Source organism: Cystobacter fuscus (assembly GCF_044360685.1).
GTDB lineage: Bacteria > Myxococcota > Myxococcia > Myxococcales > Myxococcaceae > Cystobacter > Cystobacter fuscus_C.
This window is the reverse complement of the sequence record NZ_CP043491.1, coordinates 6,451,143-6,467,487: the sequence shown is the minus strand read 5'-3', so window position 1 is coordinate 6,467,487 and position 16,345 is coordinate 6,451,143. Positions and strand designations below refer to the sequence as shown.

Genomic DNA, 16,345 nt, shown 5'->3' with positions numbered 1-16,345 from the left:
TCGGAGTACCTCGGCTACCCACTACATGAGGGGTAGTGCGACTCAAACACACCGCTACGGTTGGTATGTAGGAGTCGTTTTTCGGCAGTACTCCGACAGGCTCCTAGACGGACTCGGCGCGCATGGCGATGGGCTGCATCTGCTGCATGGGCAGGTGGAGGGTGAAGGTGGTGCCCAGACCATGCTGGGAGCAGACCTGGATGTTCCCGCCGTGCGCCCGGATGATCTGGTCCACGATGAAGAGCCCCAGCCCCACCGAGTTGCGTCCATCACCGCGACCCCGGCGGAAGGGCTCGAAGATGAAGGGGAGGATCTCCTCGGGGATGGGCGGGCCGTCGTTGTGGACCTCGACGTAGGACTCGCTCGGCCGGACCCCGACCCGGAGCGTGACGGGCGTACCCGGGTAGCCATACTGGGCCGCGTTGCCGACGAGGTTGGTCAGCGCCTCCGCCAGCCGGTGCGGATCCCACATGCCGCTCGCCGGTTCGGTGACGAGCTCGATCCGCCGCTGGGGAAAGGCGCTCCTCGTTTCATCGACGACCGTGCGGGCGAGTTCATCCATCCGGGTGGAGGAAATGTCCAGCCGCAGTCCTCCCATCTGCCGGAGGCGGGCATACTCGAGCACCTCGTCCACGAGGTAGCGAGCGCGTGTCACGCTGGAGAGGATGCGCCGCACGTTGGTGAGATCCCTCTCCGTGAGTCCGTCTCGCCGCAGCAGCGATTGGGCCGCCAGGGAGATGGCCCCCAGTGGGTTCTTCAGGTCATGCGCGAGAATGGGCATGAGCCGCGTGAGCATGGGGTCCCCACCGCTACCGGGCGTCTCCGACGGAGAGGCCTCTCGAGACTGGAGTTGCACCACCCGTTGCCAGCACTCGGCGTGGGAGAGGGCGGCGGAAGCGGCTTCGGCCAGCACGTCCAGCAGGAACATCTCCCGCTCGGTCGCCGCGTGCTCGTACGCCCAGTAGACGCCCAGCGAGCCGACAGGCGACTCGTGGCCCAGGGGTAGGATGGCGAGGCTCCTGACGAAGGTGGGACGGTAGGCCGCGTGGGGAATGCGGGAGTCGGCGTAGATGTCCCGGATCGCCACCGGCTGGTGGTGGCGGATCGCCCATCCGGAGATGCACTCCGAGGCTGGAAAGCGGCGTCCCCGCCAGAGACAGGAGGGTGACTCCTCCTCGGCGTAATAGACGTTCTCGCCCTCGCTCAACACGAAGGTCGCGCCGTCGGAAGCCGAGAGCCGTTTCGCCATCGCGCACGTGCGCTGGGCGACTTCACGAAACTCCCGGACCCTGGCGAGCAGTTGTGTGGCCTCGAGGAGGGAGAGGACATCCTCCGGCGTGGCGCCTGCCCGCTCGGCTTGTGCTCTCAAATCCATGTGCACACCAGTTCACGCCGATGCCGTGTCGCCAAGCTGCTTCCTCCTCAGGGCTTCACACCTTGGTCAAGGTGGGAAACAGCGCGACGGGCCTCGACCCTGCGCATGCAACCGCGAAAGCGCGAGGGCGAGGATTGGCTGCCCGGTGGGCTGGCGATGCGAAGGGAGCGCCTTACTCCGAGCTCACCTCCACACCGCCTCCGCCCACCCGCCAGCACTCGTTGGTGCACCTCCGGGCGAAGTGCGCGTCATGCGACACCAGGACCAGGGCGCCAGGGTAGTCCCGCAGGGCGTCTTCCAATCGCTCCAGCGAGGGAAGATCCAGGTGATTGGAAGGCTCATCGAGCACGAGCGCCCAGGCATGTTGGCCCAGGCCCCGGGCGATGAGCAGCTTGCGCGTCTCCCCCGGCGACGGCTGTTCCGAGGCGAGCAGGTGCGCGGGATCCACCCCGAGCGCGGCGACGAGTGACAGCACGCGGCCCTTCTCGTCGGGGGGCAACTCGCGCACCGCGTCGAGCGCCTCCCGGGCCTCCTCCGCGCTCACGTCCTGGGGCAGGTACAACACGCGCTCGCGCGGCACGCGGACATGCTCGAGCAGGGCCCTCAGCAGGGTGCTCTTGCCCACGCCGTTGGGACCCTCGATGCGGATGCGCGCCTCGCGGGGGATGTCGAGCCGCAGCGGACCGAACAGCTCGACGTCTCCCGCGCGCAGGCCGGGCAGGTCGAGGCTGAACAGGAGCGGGTGGGGCGGGCGGACGTAGTCCACGAAGACGGAGCGGCCGAGGGTCTTCTCCACCTCGATCGACTCGACGGCGGAGGCGGCGCGCTCGACCTCGCGGCGGGTGGTGGTCACGCGCCGGCCGAGCCGCTCATCCGCCCAGCTCGCGAGGTTCTTGGCCCCCAGGGTGCGCGCGTCGCTGTCGTACTTGTTCCGCATGCGGCTGCCCGCGTTGCGCGCGGCGGAGGCGGACTCCTGCTCCCGGCGTGTCTGGACGAGCCGTTGCTGGAGCCGGCGATGCTCCTCCTGGGCGTGTTGGCGCGTGGTGCGGCGCGCCTCCAGTTCCGCCTCCCAGGCCTCCCGCGCGACCGGATAGGCGCCCGGCCACAGCCGCACCGTCCCCGCGTGCACGCGCAGCGTGGAGGTGGTGAGCTCCTCGAGCACCTCGCGATCATGGGAGACGAGCACGCCCACGCCCCGGAAGCGGCGCAGCGCGGCCAGCAGCCACTTCCGGGCCTCGGCATCGAGGTGGTTGGTGGGCTCGTCGAGCAGCAGTACGTCGGGCTCGCGCGCCAGGGCGGCGCCGATCTGCCAGCGCTTGCGCTCACCCGGAGACAGCGTGGCCCACCGCTCGAGCGCCCAGGGATCCAGCGCGAGCTGTCCGATGAGCCGCCGGGCCCGCGAGTCCGCGGCCTCCGCGAGCGCGGTGATGTCGGGCGTGAGCGCCTCGACCTGTTGGGGACAGAGCTGGATGAGCGCCGAGGGGGGCTCGAACTGGAGATGGCCGTCGGTGGGCGTCAGCTCCCCGGAGAGCAGGCGGAGCAGGGTGGACTTGCCCGCGCCATTGGCGCCGACGAGGCCCGTCCAGCCGGAGGGCAGATGGAACTCCACGTCGGAGAACAGGGAAACGGCGTCGGAAAAGGCGAAGCAAACGCGGTGAGCGCGAACGGATGACACGAGGGGACTCCGGAATCGTTCCGGGCACGCACGAGGGGCCCGGGAGTGGCTGACGGACAGCGCTGACGATTCAGGAGTTCAGCTTCAATGGAGTCGAGGCCTCGTGGACGGAGAATACCGGACCGCTCGATGCGCCCAACCTAAACCTCTGGGATTTTCCGCGCAATCCCTTCGTGCGCTCCCGGTGCTCCGCCAAGCGTCCAGCAACCCACAGCACTCACGAGGATGTTCATGTTTTCAGATGGCTGGAGCGCTCGCGGCCGGGTAGCAAGGCGGCCAGCCGTTTCACCTACCGCCCCGCCTCCCTGGCGGGAAGGAGTCCTCCGTGAAGAACCCCACCGTTGCCTTCATCCGCGTGTCCCTGATGTCCGCCGTGCTCGTGCTCGCCGCGTGCGGCACGGGGCGCAGCGCCATCGCCACCCTGGACAGCCGCAGCGACAGCCTCACCACGGGCAAGGCCACCTTCACCGAGTCCGGTGACAAGGTGACGCTGGATCTGGAGGTCGCCGGCGCCACCCCGGGTCTGCACGGCGCTCACATCCACCAGACCGGGGACTGCACCGCGGCCGACGCCTCGAGCGCGGGAGGCCACTGGAATCCCGCTGGCGTGACCCACGGCTCCGCGGATCCCGGCCACCACCTGGGCGACCTGGGCAACATCGAGATCGGCCAGGATGGCCGGGGCTCGCTGAAGATCACCAAGCAGGCCTGGAAGATCGGCGATGGCTCCGCGCAGGACGTGGTGGGCAAGGCCGTCGTCATCCACGCGGGCCAGGACGACCTCGCCACGGATCCCGCGGGCAACTCGGGCGGCCGCGTGGCGTGCGGCGTCGTCGCCGAGAAGACCGACAAGAAGTAGCCGCCGTCAGCGGCCCGCCCGCCACTCGCGCAGGACGTCGACCACCAGGGCGTGGTCCTCCTCCTGCGCGAGTCCGGACACGGTGATGCTGCCCACGCAGCCGAGTCCGCGCACCAACAGGGGGAAGCTGCCCCCGTGGTCCACGTACTCGGAAGGGTCGATGTGCGGCTTGTCGGCCAGGCTCGAGCCCTTGGCGGCGTAGTAGCGCCCCATGTAGAACGAGCTGTGCCAGAAGCGGCCCACGGTGTTGCGCTTGCGCCGCACCCAGTCCTCGTTGTCCGGGCGGCAGCCGGGAAGGGCGCAGTGCAGGACGGTGAGTCCCGCGAGCGCCACGTCGATGACCACGGGGAGCCGGTCGCGCCGCGCGCGCTCGAGCAACTTGAGCCCCAGCGCGAGCGCGTCTTCGTGTGACAGGTGCTCGAACTGCAACTCGGCTTCCTCCGCCAGCAACTGCTCCAGACTCACGGACACGTGCGCCTCCTCGGGTTTACAGGATAGGGGAGAACGCGCGCGTGGGGTTAGGCTGCGCGGCGGATCTGCAAGGAGGCACACGATGGCAGGCCGAGTCGAAGGCAAGGTCGCACTGGTGACGGGGGCGGCGTCGGGGTTGGGCAAGGCGATGGCGGTGATGCTGGCGCGCGAGGGCGCGCGGGTGGCCGTCACGGATCGGAATGAAGAAGGGGCCCGGGAAGTGGCCCAGGCGATAGGGGGGTCCGCGCGCGCGTGGACGCTGGATGTCACGCGCGAGGAGGACTGGGGGCGGGTGGTGGACGAGGTGCTGTCCACGTTCGGCCGGCTGGACGTGCTGGTGAACAACGCGGGCGTGGGCGCCGTGGTGGACATCGAGTCGATGACCCTGGAGCAGTGGCGGTTCGTGCACGCGGTGAACGTGGATGGGGTCTTCCTGGGGTGCAAGCATGGCATCCGGGCCATGCGTCAGTGCGGCGCGAAGGGCTCCATCATCAACATCAGCTCGGTGGCGGGACTGGTGGGCGTGGCCGAGTTTCCGGCGTACAGCTCGAGCAAGGGCGCCGTGCGGCTGCTGAGCAAGTCGGTGGCGCTGCACTGCGCGTACAAGGGCTACGGCATCCGCTGCAACTCCGTGCACCCCTCGTTCATCGAGACCCCCATGGTCGACAAGCTGGCGACCGCCATGGGTGATCCGCAGGCGAGCCGGGCGAAGCTCGCGCGCAAGATTCCCCTCGGCTCGCTCGGAGAGCCGGATGACATCGCCTACGCGGTGCTCTACCTCGCCTCGGACGAGTCCAAGATGATGACCGGCTCGGAGTTCGTCGTGGACGGTGGCACCACCGCGACCTGAGTCCTTTTCTCCTGGAGCCCCACCATGCCCTGGTTGGACGTCAATGGTACCCGTTTGTATTACGAGGACACGGGAGGGCCGGGTGTGCCCCTCGTGTTCAGTCATGGCCTGCTGTGGAGTGGCCGGATGTTCGACAAGCAGGTGGCGGCGCTGAGGGACCGCTACCGCTGCATCACCTATGATCACCGGGGCCAGGGCCAGAGCGACGTGTGGCGCGTGGACACCGTGGACATGGAGACGGTGTACGCGGACGGGGTGGCGCTCATCGAGAAGCTGGGCGTGGGGCCCTGCCACTTCGCGGGCCTGTCCATGGGAGGCTTCGTGGGGATGAGGCTGGCCGCGCGGCGGCCGGAGCTGTTGCGCTCGCTCATCCTCATGGAGACCTCGGCGGACCCGGAGCCCGTGGAGAACGTGCCGCGCTACAAGGCGCTCAACTTCGTCGCGCGCTGGTTCGGTATGCGGTGGGTGGCGGATCGGGTGATGCCCATCATGTTCGGCCGCACGTTCCTGGAAGACCCCGCGCGCGCGGAGGAGCGGGCCGAGTGGCGGCGGCGGTTGATGGAGAACCGGCGGGACATCTGGCGCGCGGTGAATGGCGTGGTCCGCCGGCGGGGCGTGTACGAGGAGCTGTCGCGCATCCAGACGCCCACGCTGGTGGTGGTGGGCGCCGAGGACACGGCGACCGTGCCGGCCAAGGCCGAGCGCATCCACGCGGCCATCGCGGGCTCGCGGCTGGTGAAGCTGCCACGCGGGGGACATTCCTCCTCCATCGAGGAGCCCGCGCTGCTCAACGCCGCCCTGGAGGAGTTCCTGCGCGAGCGGGCCTAACGGCCGTCCGGGCCCCGGAGTCCCCGCTTCCTGCGGCGCAGCAGGACGACGCCCAGCATGGGCAACAGGAAGCCGCCCACCGCCGCCAGCGTGTGCGGCCGCGGGTTCTCCCATGGGAGCGAGAGCCCACGGTCGCGCAGCCGCTCGAAGTCCGGCTCCGGGCATTCCTGGCCGAAGCTCGGGATGGGATGCTCGAGAGAGAGCGCGCCCTTTCGCACATAGGTCCACCAGAGCCGTTGGCCCCGCTCCGGCTCGGTGCGCGAGGTGAAGCGCGCGGCATGACAGAGCAGCGCCGCGTAGGCCTGACTCCGCTCGGACACCAGCGCCGCGGCCTGCTCGGCGAGGTCCGCTGCCGTGGAGCGGTAGTGGAAGCGCGTGAGGTGCGGGGGCACATGCGCGTCCAGCCGCCCGCGCTCCGCTGGAGTGATCAGCGGCGCGGGGACCACCTCGGGATGCACCGGGGGCGCGTCCTCGGGCCGCTCCAGGCTGGGAACCCATGTGCCCAGCTCATAGTCGCCCTCCACCCAGCTCCAGTCGGGCGCGCCCTCGGTGCCCAGCAGCTCCATGCCCGGGGTGCGCGCGAGCCGCGCCGCGGTGTAGAGCGCGCGTGCCTTGTCCACGTCCCACCACGCGGAGCGGGCCCGGTCGAGCGCGTCCACGTATTGGCGCGCGGGCTCCTCCCACGGCGTCCCCCGGAAGTGCTCCAGGGCCTCCGCGCCCCGCCCCTCGCGCAACAGGCGCCTCGCGAGCAGCAGGTGCAATTGCTCGCTCACCCTGGGGGGCACGCGCGTCTCGTCCCAACGGAAGACGGACTCGGGTTGGCATTGGAGCTCCGGTCCCGAGGCGTGCGTCGCGACCAGGCGCTGCAACTCCTCGACCGACAACACGCGCTCGGCCACGTAGGCGAGGTCCGGCCAGGAGCAGCTGCTCAACGCGTGCTCGGCCGCCCGTGTGAAATCATCGCGCAGCAGCGCGAGCAGCGTCCGCTCCACGTCCACCCGCACCCGGGGCCGCAGCGGGTACCGGTACGGGTCCCCCACCCAGTCTTCTTCATACGGGAAGCCTTCCCGGGCCTCGGCGAGCCACTGGTCCGCCGCCGCCCGGTCACCCCGGCGCAGCGCCAGCTTCGCCCGCACCCAGGCGTCGAGCGGGGTGCGCTCCCGCCCGGCGAAGCGCTCGGCCAGATCGAAGCGGCCCTCGCGCCAGGCGGTCGCCGCCAGCCGGTCCGCGCCCGACAGCGTGGGCACGGCCGCGAGCTCCTCCATCAGCGCGGCCAGGGCAGGTGGGTGGCTCGTCGTCCCGTCCTCCGCCCAGATCTCCTCGTGACCCCGGGTCCAGGCGTAGGTGGTGAGCAGCCGCTGGACCACGGGCTCGTGCAGGGCCCGCCGCGACCGGGGCACATCCTGGGCGAGCGCCCGGGCCACGAACAGCAGCGAGGTCTTCCCCGTCTCACTGCCGTGAGCCGCCTGCTCCGCGTAGAGGCGGACCGCCGCCGCGTCATCCTCGCCCAGGTACCGCCGGGCCTCCTCGCCCAGGCTCGCCACCGCCAGACCCAGGGGATCCTCGAAGCCCTCGCGTACCAGCGCGCGCACCGCGGCGAAGCGCTCGTGGGCCTCCGGGGCCGGCTCCGCCATGCGCCCCAACATGTAGGCCGCGACGGTGGAGAAGCGGCGGCGCTGCTCGGGGGGCAGGGCGAGCACGTCCTGGAAGCGCTCGCGAGCCTCGTCCCACCTCGCGGCGTGGAAGGCCCGGGCACCGGCTTCGTACAGCGCCGTCTCCTCGGCGCCGCCTCCCGTGCGGGCGCCCTCCGGCTCCTGGGACTCCATCACCTGGAAGGCGTCCGGGGGCCTTGGCACCAGCCTCCCGGCCTCGATCAGGAAGGCGCTGGACGGCAACACCGACAGCGTTCCGGCCCGGTCCTCCAGGAACTGGGGCGGGAACTCGGGGCCACACGCGCGCGCCGGGCGGACGGGCAGCGTCAACACCCCCAACAAGGACAGACAGGCCAACGCTTCACGGAAGAGCAAGTGCCACCTCGGATCCCCGAACGAAGCCGATGACGCGGCGCTCGCCAGCGCGCAGGCGGGGAGGCGTGCGCGCCACGAGCGAGGTGCCCCGTGCGGTGTAACCCGCCACGCCGTCGAGCACCTCGAGCTTGCCGGAAAGGGAGAGCCGCGTGGGGGCCTCGGCATCCACGTGGCCCGTGTTCTCGAGGACGATGTCCAGCGCGCCGCCCCCCGCATCCACCAGACGCGGCAGGAAGTGGGGAGCGAGCGGCTCGCCGCGCACCACCGCGGTGAGCGTGGGCAGGCTCCAGGCGTCGGCATCCCCCCGGTGACCGAGCCGGAACCAGACGAGGCCCGAGACTCCCGCCACGGGCCGCTCCCGCAGCGCGGCGAGGAAGCGGGCCACCTCGCGAGGCTCGGCGGACAGGGGCGTGCCGTCGCGCAGCCGCACGCGGTAGGTGGGCAGCGCCACCTGGAAGGGCCGGTCCGTCACCCGCGCCCAGGCCTCGACGAAGCCCCGGGCCTGCTCGGCGGTGAAGAGCGTGGGCGCGCGCACCGCGTGCACCTGGAGCACGACGTGATCGGGCAGGGCGGCGAGCCGGGGCAGGGCAGGTGAGCCGCTCCACGTGGGCAGCGCCGTGATGGACAGCGACAGCCCGCCCCCGAGCACCGCCCGCTCGCGCTCGAGCCAGTCCGCATACCCGGCCAGGGCCGCGGTGGCGCAGTCATGATCGATTTCGATGCCGCGCACGCGCACGCCCCGCGCCCGCCAGGCTCGGGCATGGACGGCCACCTCCTGAAGGGACACCCCCTCCAGCGGTGCCGTGCCCTCCACGCGCATCACCGCGACCACCTCGCGGCCCGAGCGGGCCAGGGCGTCCACGTCCACCGCGATGTCCACGGGAGCGCGTTGGCTTCCCGAGCGCTCACGCGCCAGCACCCGGAGCGTTCCCAGTTCCGGGGGCGCGTCCGTGAGCGCCTGGCTCAACGCCAGACTCCAGTCGCGCTGCCAGACGTAGGCCTCGTGAACGAGGGGCCGTGGCTCCGGCCGGGAGCAGGCCACTGCCCCCACGAGGAGCAGCAGGAGGCCCCAACACGGGTCCATGCGTCGCTGAATCGAGCACACCGTCGAGCCTCCCCCCACACCGGATGAAGAGGGGCCCATGCTTCGCCCGTGCTACAGGACTGTCAAGCGGCTTGGAGGGGCTCGAACTCCGTGGGGGATACGGCTGGAGGCGCTCTATCGCGAGGGCTCGCCGGCCAGGAGCTCGCTGCTCTGGGGAGTCTGTGCGCCAGAGGCGGCGTGGAAGTTCGTCGGATGGTGGCGATCGCGTAGCCGCATGAACGGCATCTCGACGAAGCGATACAGCAACCAGCCTCCGAGCAGGCAGACGACCGCGATGATCGCGGCCGTGGCGCCGTCGCCCAGACCCCAGGGCGCCAATTGCTTCCGCGCGATATGGGCGAGCGGCTTGTGCGACAGGTAGATGGCATACGACCATGCCGCGAGTGAGGCGGCACCCGGCACGCGCACGCGGTACAGCAGCGAGCCTGGGCTCAGCGCGGCCACGACGAGCAACGCGAACGCGCAGGCCAGCAGCGAGTAGCCGAAGCTGGTCATGGCGAAGCCATAACCGTAGCCCTCGATGTAGTAGTACTTCGCGAGCAGGTAGAAGAGGACCCCGGTGGCGAGCACACCGGCGGTCAGCGTGATCCGGCCCCATCCGATCACCCGCTTCCACAAGTCCGGATGGAGGTTCTTCAACATGGCGATGGCCACGCCGGGCAGGAACTCGTCGAATCGGCAGAACGAGGAGTAGTAGATGTGTGGATAGTAGCCATGGTCGGCACCGTCTGGCTCCTGTCCGTACTGGAACCACAGTGCACCGCGGAGCGCGACACCGGCGAGAATCAGGCCCACCAGCGCGAACCATGCGGCTCGCTTCGGCATGAACCCGCCGAAGCGCAGTGCTCCGAGGAGCAGCAGCGGAAGCAGCAGGTAGAACTGCTCCTCGATGCACAGCGACCAGGCATGCGAGAACGCCGTCCCCGGCGCCAACCCCAGGTTCTGCGTGAAGGTGAGGAAGCGCCACAGAGGTGGCGGTTGCCTGCCGCCCATGACCGTGGGCAGCAGGAAATACAGCGCCAGCACCACGTAGTAATTGGGCAGCGTTCGCAGGAGCCGCCGGATGTAGAACGCCTTCAGGGACAGCGTCTTGCCTTTCACGATGCCGGCGAAGAGCTGGTTGCCGATGAGGTAGCCGCTCAGCACGAAGAACAGATCCACCCCGGTCCAGCCCACGGTGCTGGCCCAGCCGAAGGTCGGCGTGCCGCTGACGAAGACCATGTAGTGGTAGGCGAATACCAGCAGGATGGCGACCGCTCTCAGCGAGTCGAGTCCATCGAGCCGTTTGGACGTGTGGTTGGCTTCCTGCGAAATCACGGTGCGCGGATCCTCGTCTCGGAAACGGCCGGGTTCCCGTGACCTCGGCACCGGAGCATGGGTTGAAAACCCCGGCCCTGCCACTATCTGTCGGGAGGTCCGAACGAATCCTCTGACACGTTCCCCGGATGATCGAGACCCGGAGTGAACGGATCGTACTCGAGCGGTGGTGGGATGCAGTGCGTCCCGGCCTCGGCCATCCGGCGTACTGGCTTTCCCCGCCCTGCCTGCTGCTTCTTCCTGGCCGCCATTGGTGTCTCCTCCAACGAAACGCCATGCCGCTCGCCCTGGTTCAATAAGTGGAGGGGCTCGCGCGCTTCGTGACGCATGTCTTCCGCCCAGGCAGCCCTCCGTGAAGGGGGACCGTGGCCACACCGCAACGCCCCTCGCCTGACGCACGGGGGACCCCATGCCTACGGGGTGGACCCGGCGAGCAGGTTGCGGATGCCGTGGGTGTGGTTTCTGGGGGGCAGGGTTAGGTTGTACGCTCCCCGCTGGAGGGGGCGGCACGTAGACCGAGCCACGATGTTCGACATTCCAGGTTACAAGATTCTCAGCACGATTCGCTCCACGGGTTTGAACGTGCTCTACCAGGCCGAGCGCGAGTCCGACGGCCTGCCGGTCATCATCAAGACACCCTCCGTGTCGTCCTCGGGCCCTCGCGAGCGCGAGCGCTATCGCCGCGAGTTCGGCATCCTGCAGCGGCTGCGGAACGTGAGCGGCGTGGTCCATCCCTACTCTCACGAGCAGGTGCTCGATCGCCCCGTGCTCCTGATGGAGAAGGTCCAGGGCGAGCCCCTGTCCGAGTTCGTGGGCCAGCCCATGGAGCTGTCGCGCTTTCTCGACTTCGCGCTCTCCCTGGCGTTCAACCTCGGGGAGATCCACCGCCACGGCGTCATCCACAAGGACATCAAGCCCGGCAACATCATCATCGAGCCGACGGGGCGCGTCCGCTTCGTCGACTTCGGAGGGGCCTCGCTCCAGCGGGCCGAGCACCTGGAGGCGGCTCCCGTCCCTCTCATCGAGGGGACGCTGGCCTACATGTCGCCCGAGCAGACGGGGCGGATGAACCGCCAGGTGGACTACCGCACGGACTTCTACTCGCTGGGCGTGACGCTCTACGAGCTGCTCACCGGCAGCCGTCCCTTCCAGGGACGTGACGCGCTCGAGTGGTTCCATGCCCACATGACGCAGAGTCCCAGGCCGCCGCACGAGCTGCTGCCGTCCATTCCTCCGGCGGTCTCGGCCATCGTGCTCAAGCTGTTGGCCAAGACGGCCGAGGAGCGCTACCAGAGCGCCGAGGGGCTCTGGGCCGACCTGGAGCGGTGTCGCGAGGAGCTGCGCCAGGGGGCGCTCGAGCTCTTCCCGTTGGGCACCCGGGACATCCCCCGGCAATTCCATCTGCCGCAGGGGCTCTATGGGCGCGAGGCTCAGGTCTCCACGCTGCTGGGTGGATTCGAGCGGGTGCTGCACGGGAGGCAGGCGGAGCTCATGCTGGTGCGCGGCTACTCCGGCATCGGCAAGTCCTCGGTGGTGCAGGAGCTGCACAAGCCGGTGGTGCAACGGCGTGGGTTCTTCCTGAGCGGCAAGTTCGAGCAGTTCCAGCGCGACATCCCCTACGCGACGCTGGCCCAGGCGATTCGTGGGGTGGCGCAGCAACTGCTGGCGGGCAGCGACGAGGAGCTGGCGCGCTGGCGCGAGCGTCTCCAGAGGGCCTGGGGGGACCAGGGCCAGCTCCTGGTGGACATCGTCCCCCAGCTGGAGCTCGTCGCGGGCAGGCAGCCCCCGGTCGAGGAGCTGCCACCCACCGAGTCACGCAGCCGCTTCAATCAGGTGTTCCGCCAGTTCCTCGGCGTCTTCGCCACGCCGGAGCAACCCCTGGTGCTGTTCCTGGATGACTTGCAGTGGGCGGACCTGGCCAGCCTCCAGCTCCTCCAGCACCTGCTCACCCATCCGGAGACGCCACCGCTGCTGCTGCTGGGCTCCTACCGGGACAACGAGGTCAGCCCCGAGCATCCGCTGATGCTGACGTTGGCGGCGGTGCGCAAATCAGGCGCCCGGGTGACCGACCTTCAGCTCGAGCCATTGAGTCTGGAACAGGTGCGGCAGCTCGTCGCGGATGCCCTGCCGGGAGCGGAGCGGGAACTCGTCGCCCCGTTGTCGGCGCTGGTGCGCGAGAAGACGGGCGGCAACCCGTTCTTCCTCAACCAGCTCATGTTGACGCTGGACCGCGACGGGTTGCTGGTCCGCACGCCCGAGGGCGGGTGGAGCTGGGATCCCGAGCGTGTCCAGGCCATGGGTTACTCGGACAATGTCGTCGACTTCCTGGTGAGCAAGCTGCGCCAGCTCCCCGCGTCGGTCCAGCGCCTGCTGAGCCTGGCCGCGTGCGTGGGCCATGTCTTCCGCCTGCCGATGTTGAGCACCCTCTCGGAACAGGAGGAAGTGGGCGAGCTGGAGCAGGGGCTCGGGCCCGCGCTCCAGGAGGGCCTGGTGATGCGCTGCGGCCCGGAGCAGTACCGCTTCCTCCATGATCGCATCCATCAGGCGGCCCATGCCCTCATCTCCGAGGCGGAGCAGAAGGCCATCCACCTGCGCATCGGCCGGGCGATGCTGGCCAGCCTCTCCCCCGAGGAGCTCCGGGAGCAGCTCTTCGACGTGGTGAGCCAGCTCAACGCCGGCTCGGAGCTCATCCATGAGCCCGCGGAGCGCCACCACCTGGCGAGGTTGAACGCGGAGGCGGGCCAGAAGGCCAAGGCCGCTATCGCGCATCGTCCCGCCATCATCTACTTCACCCAGGCGTTCGCGCTCATCCCCGGAGATCCCTGGGAGACGGATGCCGCGCTGGCCTTCAAGGTGCGGCTCGAGCGCGCGGTGTGCGAGCTGCAGAGCGGCAATGCCGCCGAGGCGAGCCGCCTGGCCGAGGAGCTCCCTCCCCGCGCACGGACCCTCGCGGACATGGTGGCCGCCTACCACGTGCGCAATGACATCTTCATCGGGACGGGGCGGATCCAGGAGGCCTGTGCCTGCATGCTGGAGTGCCTGGCCCTGCTGGGCATCGAGATTCCCGCGCGGCCTTCCGAGGAGGAGGCGGCCGAGGCCTACGCGGAGGTCTGGGCGCTGCTCGGGACGCGTCCCATCGGGAGCTTCATCGACGTTCCGCTCATGGTCGATCCGGACGTGAAGATGAAGATGATCGCCCTGTCTTCACTCTTCCCGCCGGCGTACTTCACCAACATCCACCTGCTCATCATCGTCCTGAGCCGGATGGTCGTCCTCTCCCTGCGCCACGGCTTCACGGAGTCGTCCGTGCCTGGCTTCAGCTGGTTGGGAGTGATGGCCGGCCCCTTCTTCAAGCAATACCGGGAGGGCTATGCGCTGGGCATGCTCGCCCGCGAGTTCGTCGAGCGCTACAACCTGTCCCATCGACGCTCCAATGTCCTCTACAGCCTTCAGTATATCAGCTACTGGAGCCAGCCCTTCTCCGTCACCCAGGAAATCATCCTCGGCGCCTTCCACCATTCGGTCCAGACCAGTGAAATCCTGACGGCTTGCTACAGCATCATGTCCATCATCCTGAACCGCATCGTCATGGGGAACAACCTGGATGATGTCTATCAGGACTCGGTCGCGCGAGCCGACTTCGCGCGCAAGGCCGGGAACGTGGATGCGCAGGACATCCTCCGCGTCTATCAACGCTACGTGCAGCAGTTGCGCGGCAACTCGCTCTCGTTCGAGACACTGAGCGGGGAGGGCTTCGACGAGAAGGCCTTCGAGGCGTGCCTGACGTCCGCGCGCATGACCGCCGTCCGCAGTGCCTATTTCATCACCAAGCTCAGGTCCCGCTACATGTGTGGCGCCTACGCGGAGGCACTCGAGTCCGCGGACCTGGCGGTGGGGGTGCTCTGGGTCTTGAAGATCAGCATCAACATGCTGGACTTCCACCTCTTCCGGGCGCTGTCGCTGGCCGCGTGCTGCGAGGGGCAGGGGGCGGAGGCCCGGGAGAAGTCCCTGGTGGAGCTCCGGCAACACCACGCGCAACTCGTGGAGTGGACGGAGAGCTGCCCCGAGACCTTCCGCGCTCCCGAGCGGATGGTGTTCGCCGAGTTGACCCGCCTCACGGATCCGACGGATGCAGCCAACCGCGTCTACGAAGAGGCCCTTCGCGCCGCCCGCGACAACGGCTTCATCCACTACGCGGGCATGGCGGCGGAACTCGCGGCGAACTTCTGGCGGGCGCGGCAGTCGCCCACCCTGGCCCTGGCCTTCGCGCGCGAGGCCCGGACGGCGTACCTGCACTGGGGCGCCCGGGGCAAGGTGCAGCAGCTGGACGCCCGGTGGCCGGGTCTGGCGCCGCCCGCGCGCACCGGCGCGGAGGACATCACCACCAGCACGGACTCCACCCAGATCGACGCGCTCACGGTGGTGAAGGCCCAGCAGGCCATTTCCCGGGAGATCGTCCTGGAGCGGCTGGCGGCCACCCTGATGCAGGTGGCCATCGAGAACGCCGGCGCCCAGCGGGGGGCCCTGCTGTTGCCCAGCGGCGACACGCTCTCGGTCGCGGCCGTCTCCGGCGCCGCGCCGGACAGTACCGTCCAGGAGCTGCCGTGGACGCTCATCGCCTATGTCAAACGCACCCAGGAGCACGTGCGCATCGACGATGCCACCCAGCCCCATCCGTTCTCGTCCGATGAGTACCTGAGGCGCGGCACGGTCCGCTCGGTGTTGTGCCTGCCGTTGATGCGGCAGGAGGTCTTCGCCGGGGTGCTGTACCTGGAGAACAACCTGGCCACCAACGCCTTCGGTCCGGCCCGCATCACGTTGTTGAGCCACATCGCCTCCCAGGCCGCCATTTCCATCGAGAACGCGCGGCTGTACGAGGACATCCAGAAGGGGGAGGCGGCCCTGCGCCGGGCCAACGACGAGCTGGAGCAGCGCGTGGAGGAGCGCACGCGCGAGTTGAAGGAGGCCCAGGCCCGGCTGGTGGACACGGCCCGCGAGGTGGGGATGACCGAGGTGGCCTCCAACGTGCTGCACAACGTGGGCAACGTGCTCACCAGCGCCGTCATCAACGTCGAGCTGATGCGGCGGGCCGTCGGTTCCTCGCGCGTGAGCCGGGTCAAGCAGGCCTCGGCCCTGCTGCTGGACAACCGCGATGATCTGATGGACTTCCTCACCCGGGATCCGCGAGGCATCCAGCTACCGGACTACCTCGCCAGCCTGTCCGCCGAGCTGCTGCGCGAGCAGGAGAAGCTGATGGGTGATGTGGAGACGATGGCCCGGCACATCGAGCACATCCGCGCCATCGTCCAGGTGCAGCAGACGTATGCGAAGACGTCGGTGCTGGAGGTGGAGTGCGACCTGGCGCAGTTGATCGATGACGCCCTGCGCATCCAGATGGGGTCGCTCAAGCGCCACGGCGTATCCATCATCCGCGAGGTGGCGGTGCTGCCCAAGGTGCAGGTGGACAAGCACAAGGTGTTGCAGATCCTCATCAACCTGCTGAGCAACGCGAGGAACGCGCTGGATGTGCTGCCCGAGGACCAGCGGGTGCTGCACGTGCGGCTGTCCTCGGACGGGGCCGTGGCGCTCATCCAGGTGGTGGACAACGGCATGGGGATCGCGCCGGGCGTGCGCGAGAAGCTCTTCTCGCACGGCTTCACCACGCGCAAGGACGGCCACGGCTTCGGCCTGCACTCGAGCGTGCTGGCGGCACAGTTGATGGGGGGCCGCCTCAGACTGGACAGCGAGGGCCCCGGCAGGGGCGCCACGGCCACCCTGGAGCTCCCCCTGCGGCGCGAGGCCGCCGCGTCCTGAGGGTGGGCCCCCCCTGCGCGGGGG

The 16,345-nt window shown here is 69.3% G+C and carries 10 protein-coding genes; 4 read left to right on the top strand and 6 right to left on the bottom strand.

Annotation, left to right across the window (positions count from 1 at the left end; all coding sequences use genetic code 11):
• Positions 1 to 103: 103 nt before the first annotated feature.
• Together F0U63_RS26480 and F0U63_RS26475 are read right to left on the bottom strand one after the other, a co-directional pair.
• A complete protein-coding gene (locus tag F0U63_RS26480; RefSeq protein ID WP_395833670.1) occupies positions 104 to 1,375 on the bottom strand; it encodes an ATP-binding protein in 1,272 nt (423 codons plus the stop codon).
• 172 nt (positions 1,376 to 1,547) lie between these two features.
• Positions 1,548 to 3,050 (bottom strand): ATP-binding cassette domain-containing protein, encoded by a 1,503-nt coding sequence (locus F0U63_RS26475; protein WP_395833668.1) that lies wholly within the window; start codon positions 3,048 to 3,050, stop codon positions 1,548 to 1,550.
• A gap of 325 nt (positions 3,051 to 3,375) precedes the next feature.
• Between F0U63_RS26475 and F0U63_RS26470 the strand changes: the two genes are divergently transcribed.
• Positions 3,376 to 3,909 (top strand): superoxide dismutase family protein, encoded by a 534-nt coding sequence (locus F0U63_RS26470; RefSeq protein ID WP_395833666.1) that lies wholly within the window; start codon positions 3,376 to 3,378, stop codon positions 3,907 to 3,909.
• Positions 3,910 to 3,915: 6 nt separating this feature from the next.
• On the opposite strand, the gene F0U63_RS26465 is transcribed toward F0U63_RS26470, so the two are convergent.
• The gene (locus F0U63_RS26465) at positions 3,916 to 4,380 is read right to left on the bottom strand and encodes a heme-degrading domain-containing protein (RefSeq protein WP_395833664.1); all 465 of its coding nucleotides are present in this window, start codon (positions 4,378 to 4,380) and stop codon (positions 3,916 to 3,918) included.
• 82 nt (positions 4,381 to 4,462) lie between these two features.
• Here F0U63_RS26465 and F0U63_RS26460 point away from each other — a divergent pair, with 82 nt between their 5' ends.
• Entirely contained in the window at positions 4,463 to 5,230 is a 768-nt protein-coding gene (locus F0U63_RS26460; RefSeq protein WP_395833662.1) for a glucose 1-dehydrogenase, read from the top strand.
• 24 nt (positions 5,231 to 5,254) lie between these two features.
• Positions 5,255 to 6,058, top strand: a complete 804-nt coding sequence (locus tag F0U63_RS26455) for an alpha/beta fold hydrolase (RefSeq protein ID WP_395833660.1) — start codon at positions 5,255 to 5,257, stop codon at positions 6,056 to 6,058.
• Here F0U63_RS26455 and F0U63_RS26450 read toward each other — a convergent pair.
• The 3 genes from F0U63_RS26450 to F0U63_RS26440 form a co-directional block, all read right to left on the bottom strand.
• Positions 6,055 to 8,085, bottom strand: coding sequence for a hypothetical protein (locus F0U63_RS26450; protein WP_395833658.1), 2,031 nt, complete (start codon positions 8,083 to 8,085; stop codon positions 6,055 to 6,057). The genes F0U63_RS26455 and F0U63_RS26450 overlap by 4 nt on opposite strands.
• The gene (locus tag F0U63_RS26445) at positions 8,072 to 9,169 is read right to left on the bottom strand and encodes a DUF3142 domain-containing protein (RefSeq protein ID WP_395833656.1); all 1,098 of its coding nucleotides are present in this window, start codon (positions 9,167 to 9,169) and stop codon (positions 8,072 to 8,074) included. The genes F0U63_RS26450 and F0U63_RS26445 overlap by 14 nt, the downstream gene beginning before the upstream one ends.
• A gap of 135 nt (positions 9,170 to 9,304) precedes the next feature.
• Complete coding sequence (locus F0U63_RS26440) at positions 9,305 to 10,507, bottom strand: acyltransferase family protein (protein ID WP_395833654.1); 1,203 nt, start codon at positions 10,505 to 10,507, stop codon at positions 9,305 to 9,307.
• 525 nt (positions 10,508 to 11,032) lie between these two features.
• On the opposite strand from F0U63_RS26440, the gene F0U63_RS26435 reads away from it, so the two are divergent.
• Positions 11,033 to 16,321, top strand: coding sequence for an AAA family ATPase (locus F0U63_RS26435; RefSeq protein ID WP_395833652.1), 5,289 nt, complete (start codon positions 11,033 to 11,035; stop codon positions 16,319 to 16,321).
• The last annotated feature ends 24 nt before the right edge of the window (positions 16,322 to 16,345 follow it).

Excerpts from the sequence above, each read along its gene's own strand:
- F0U63_RS26455 (WP_395833660.1), top strand. The coding sequence starts at position 5,255 with ATGCCCTGGTTGGACGTCAATGGTACCCGTTTGTATTACGAGGACACG.
- F0U63_RS26480 (WP_395833670.1), bottom strand. The coding sequence starts at position 1,375 with ATGGATTTGAGAGCACAAGCCGAGCGGGCAGGCGCCACGCCGGAGGAT.
- F0U63_RS26435 (WP_395833652.1), top strand. The coding sequence starts at position 11,033 with ATGTTCGACATTCCAGGTTACAAGATTCTCAGCACGATTCGCTCCACG.
- F0U63_RS26460 (WP_395833662.1), top strand. The coding sequence starts at position 4,463 with ATGGCAGGCCGAGTCGAAGGCAAGGTCGCACTGGTGACGGGGGCGGCG.
- F0U63_RS26445 (WP_395833656.1), bottom strand. The coding sequence starts at position 9,169 with ATGGACCCGTGTTGGGGCCTCCTGCTGCTCCTCGTGGGGGCAGTGGCC.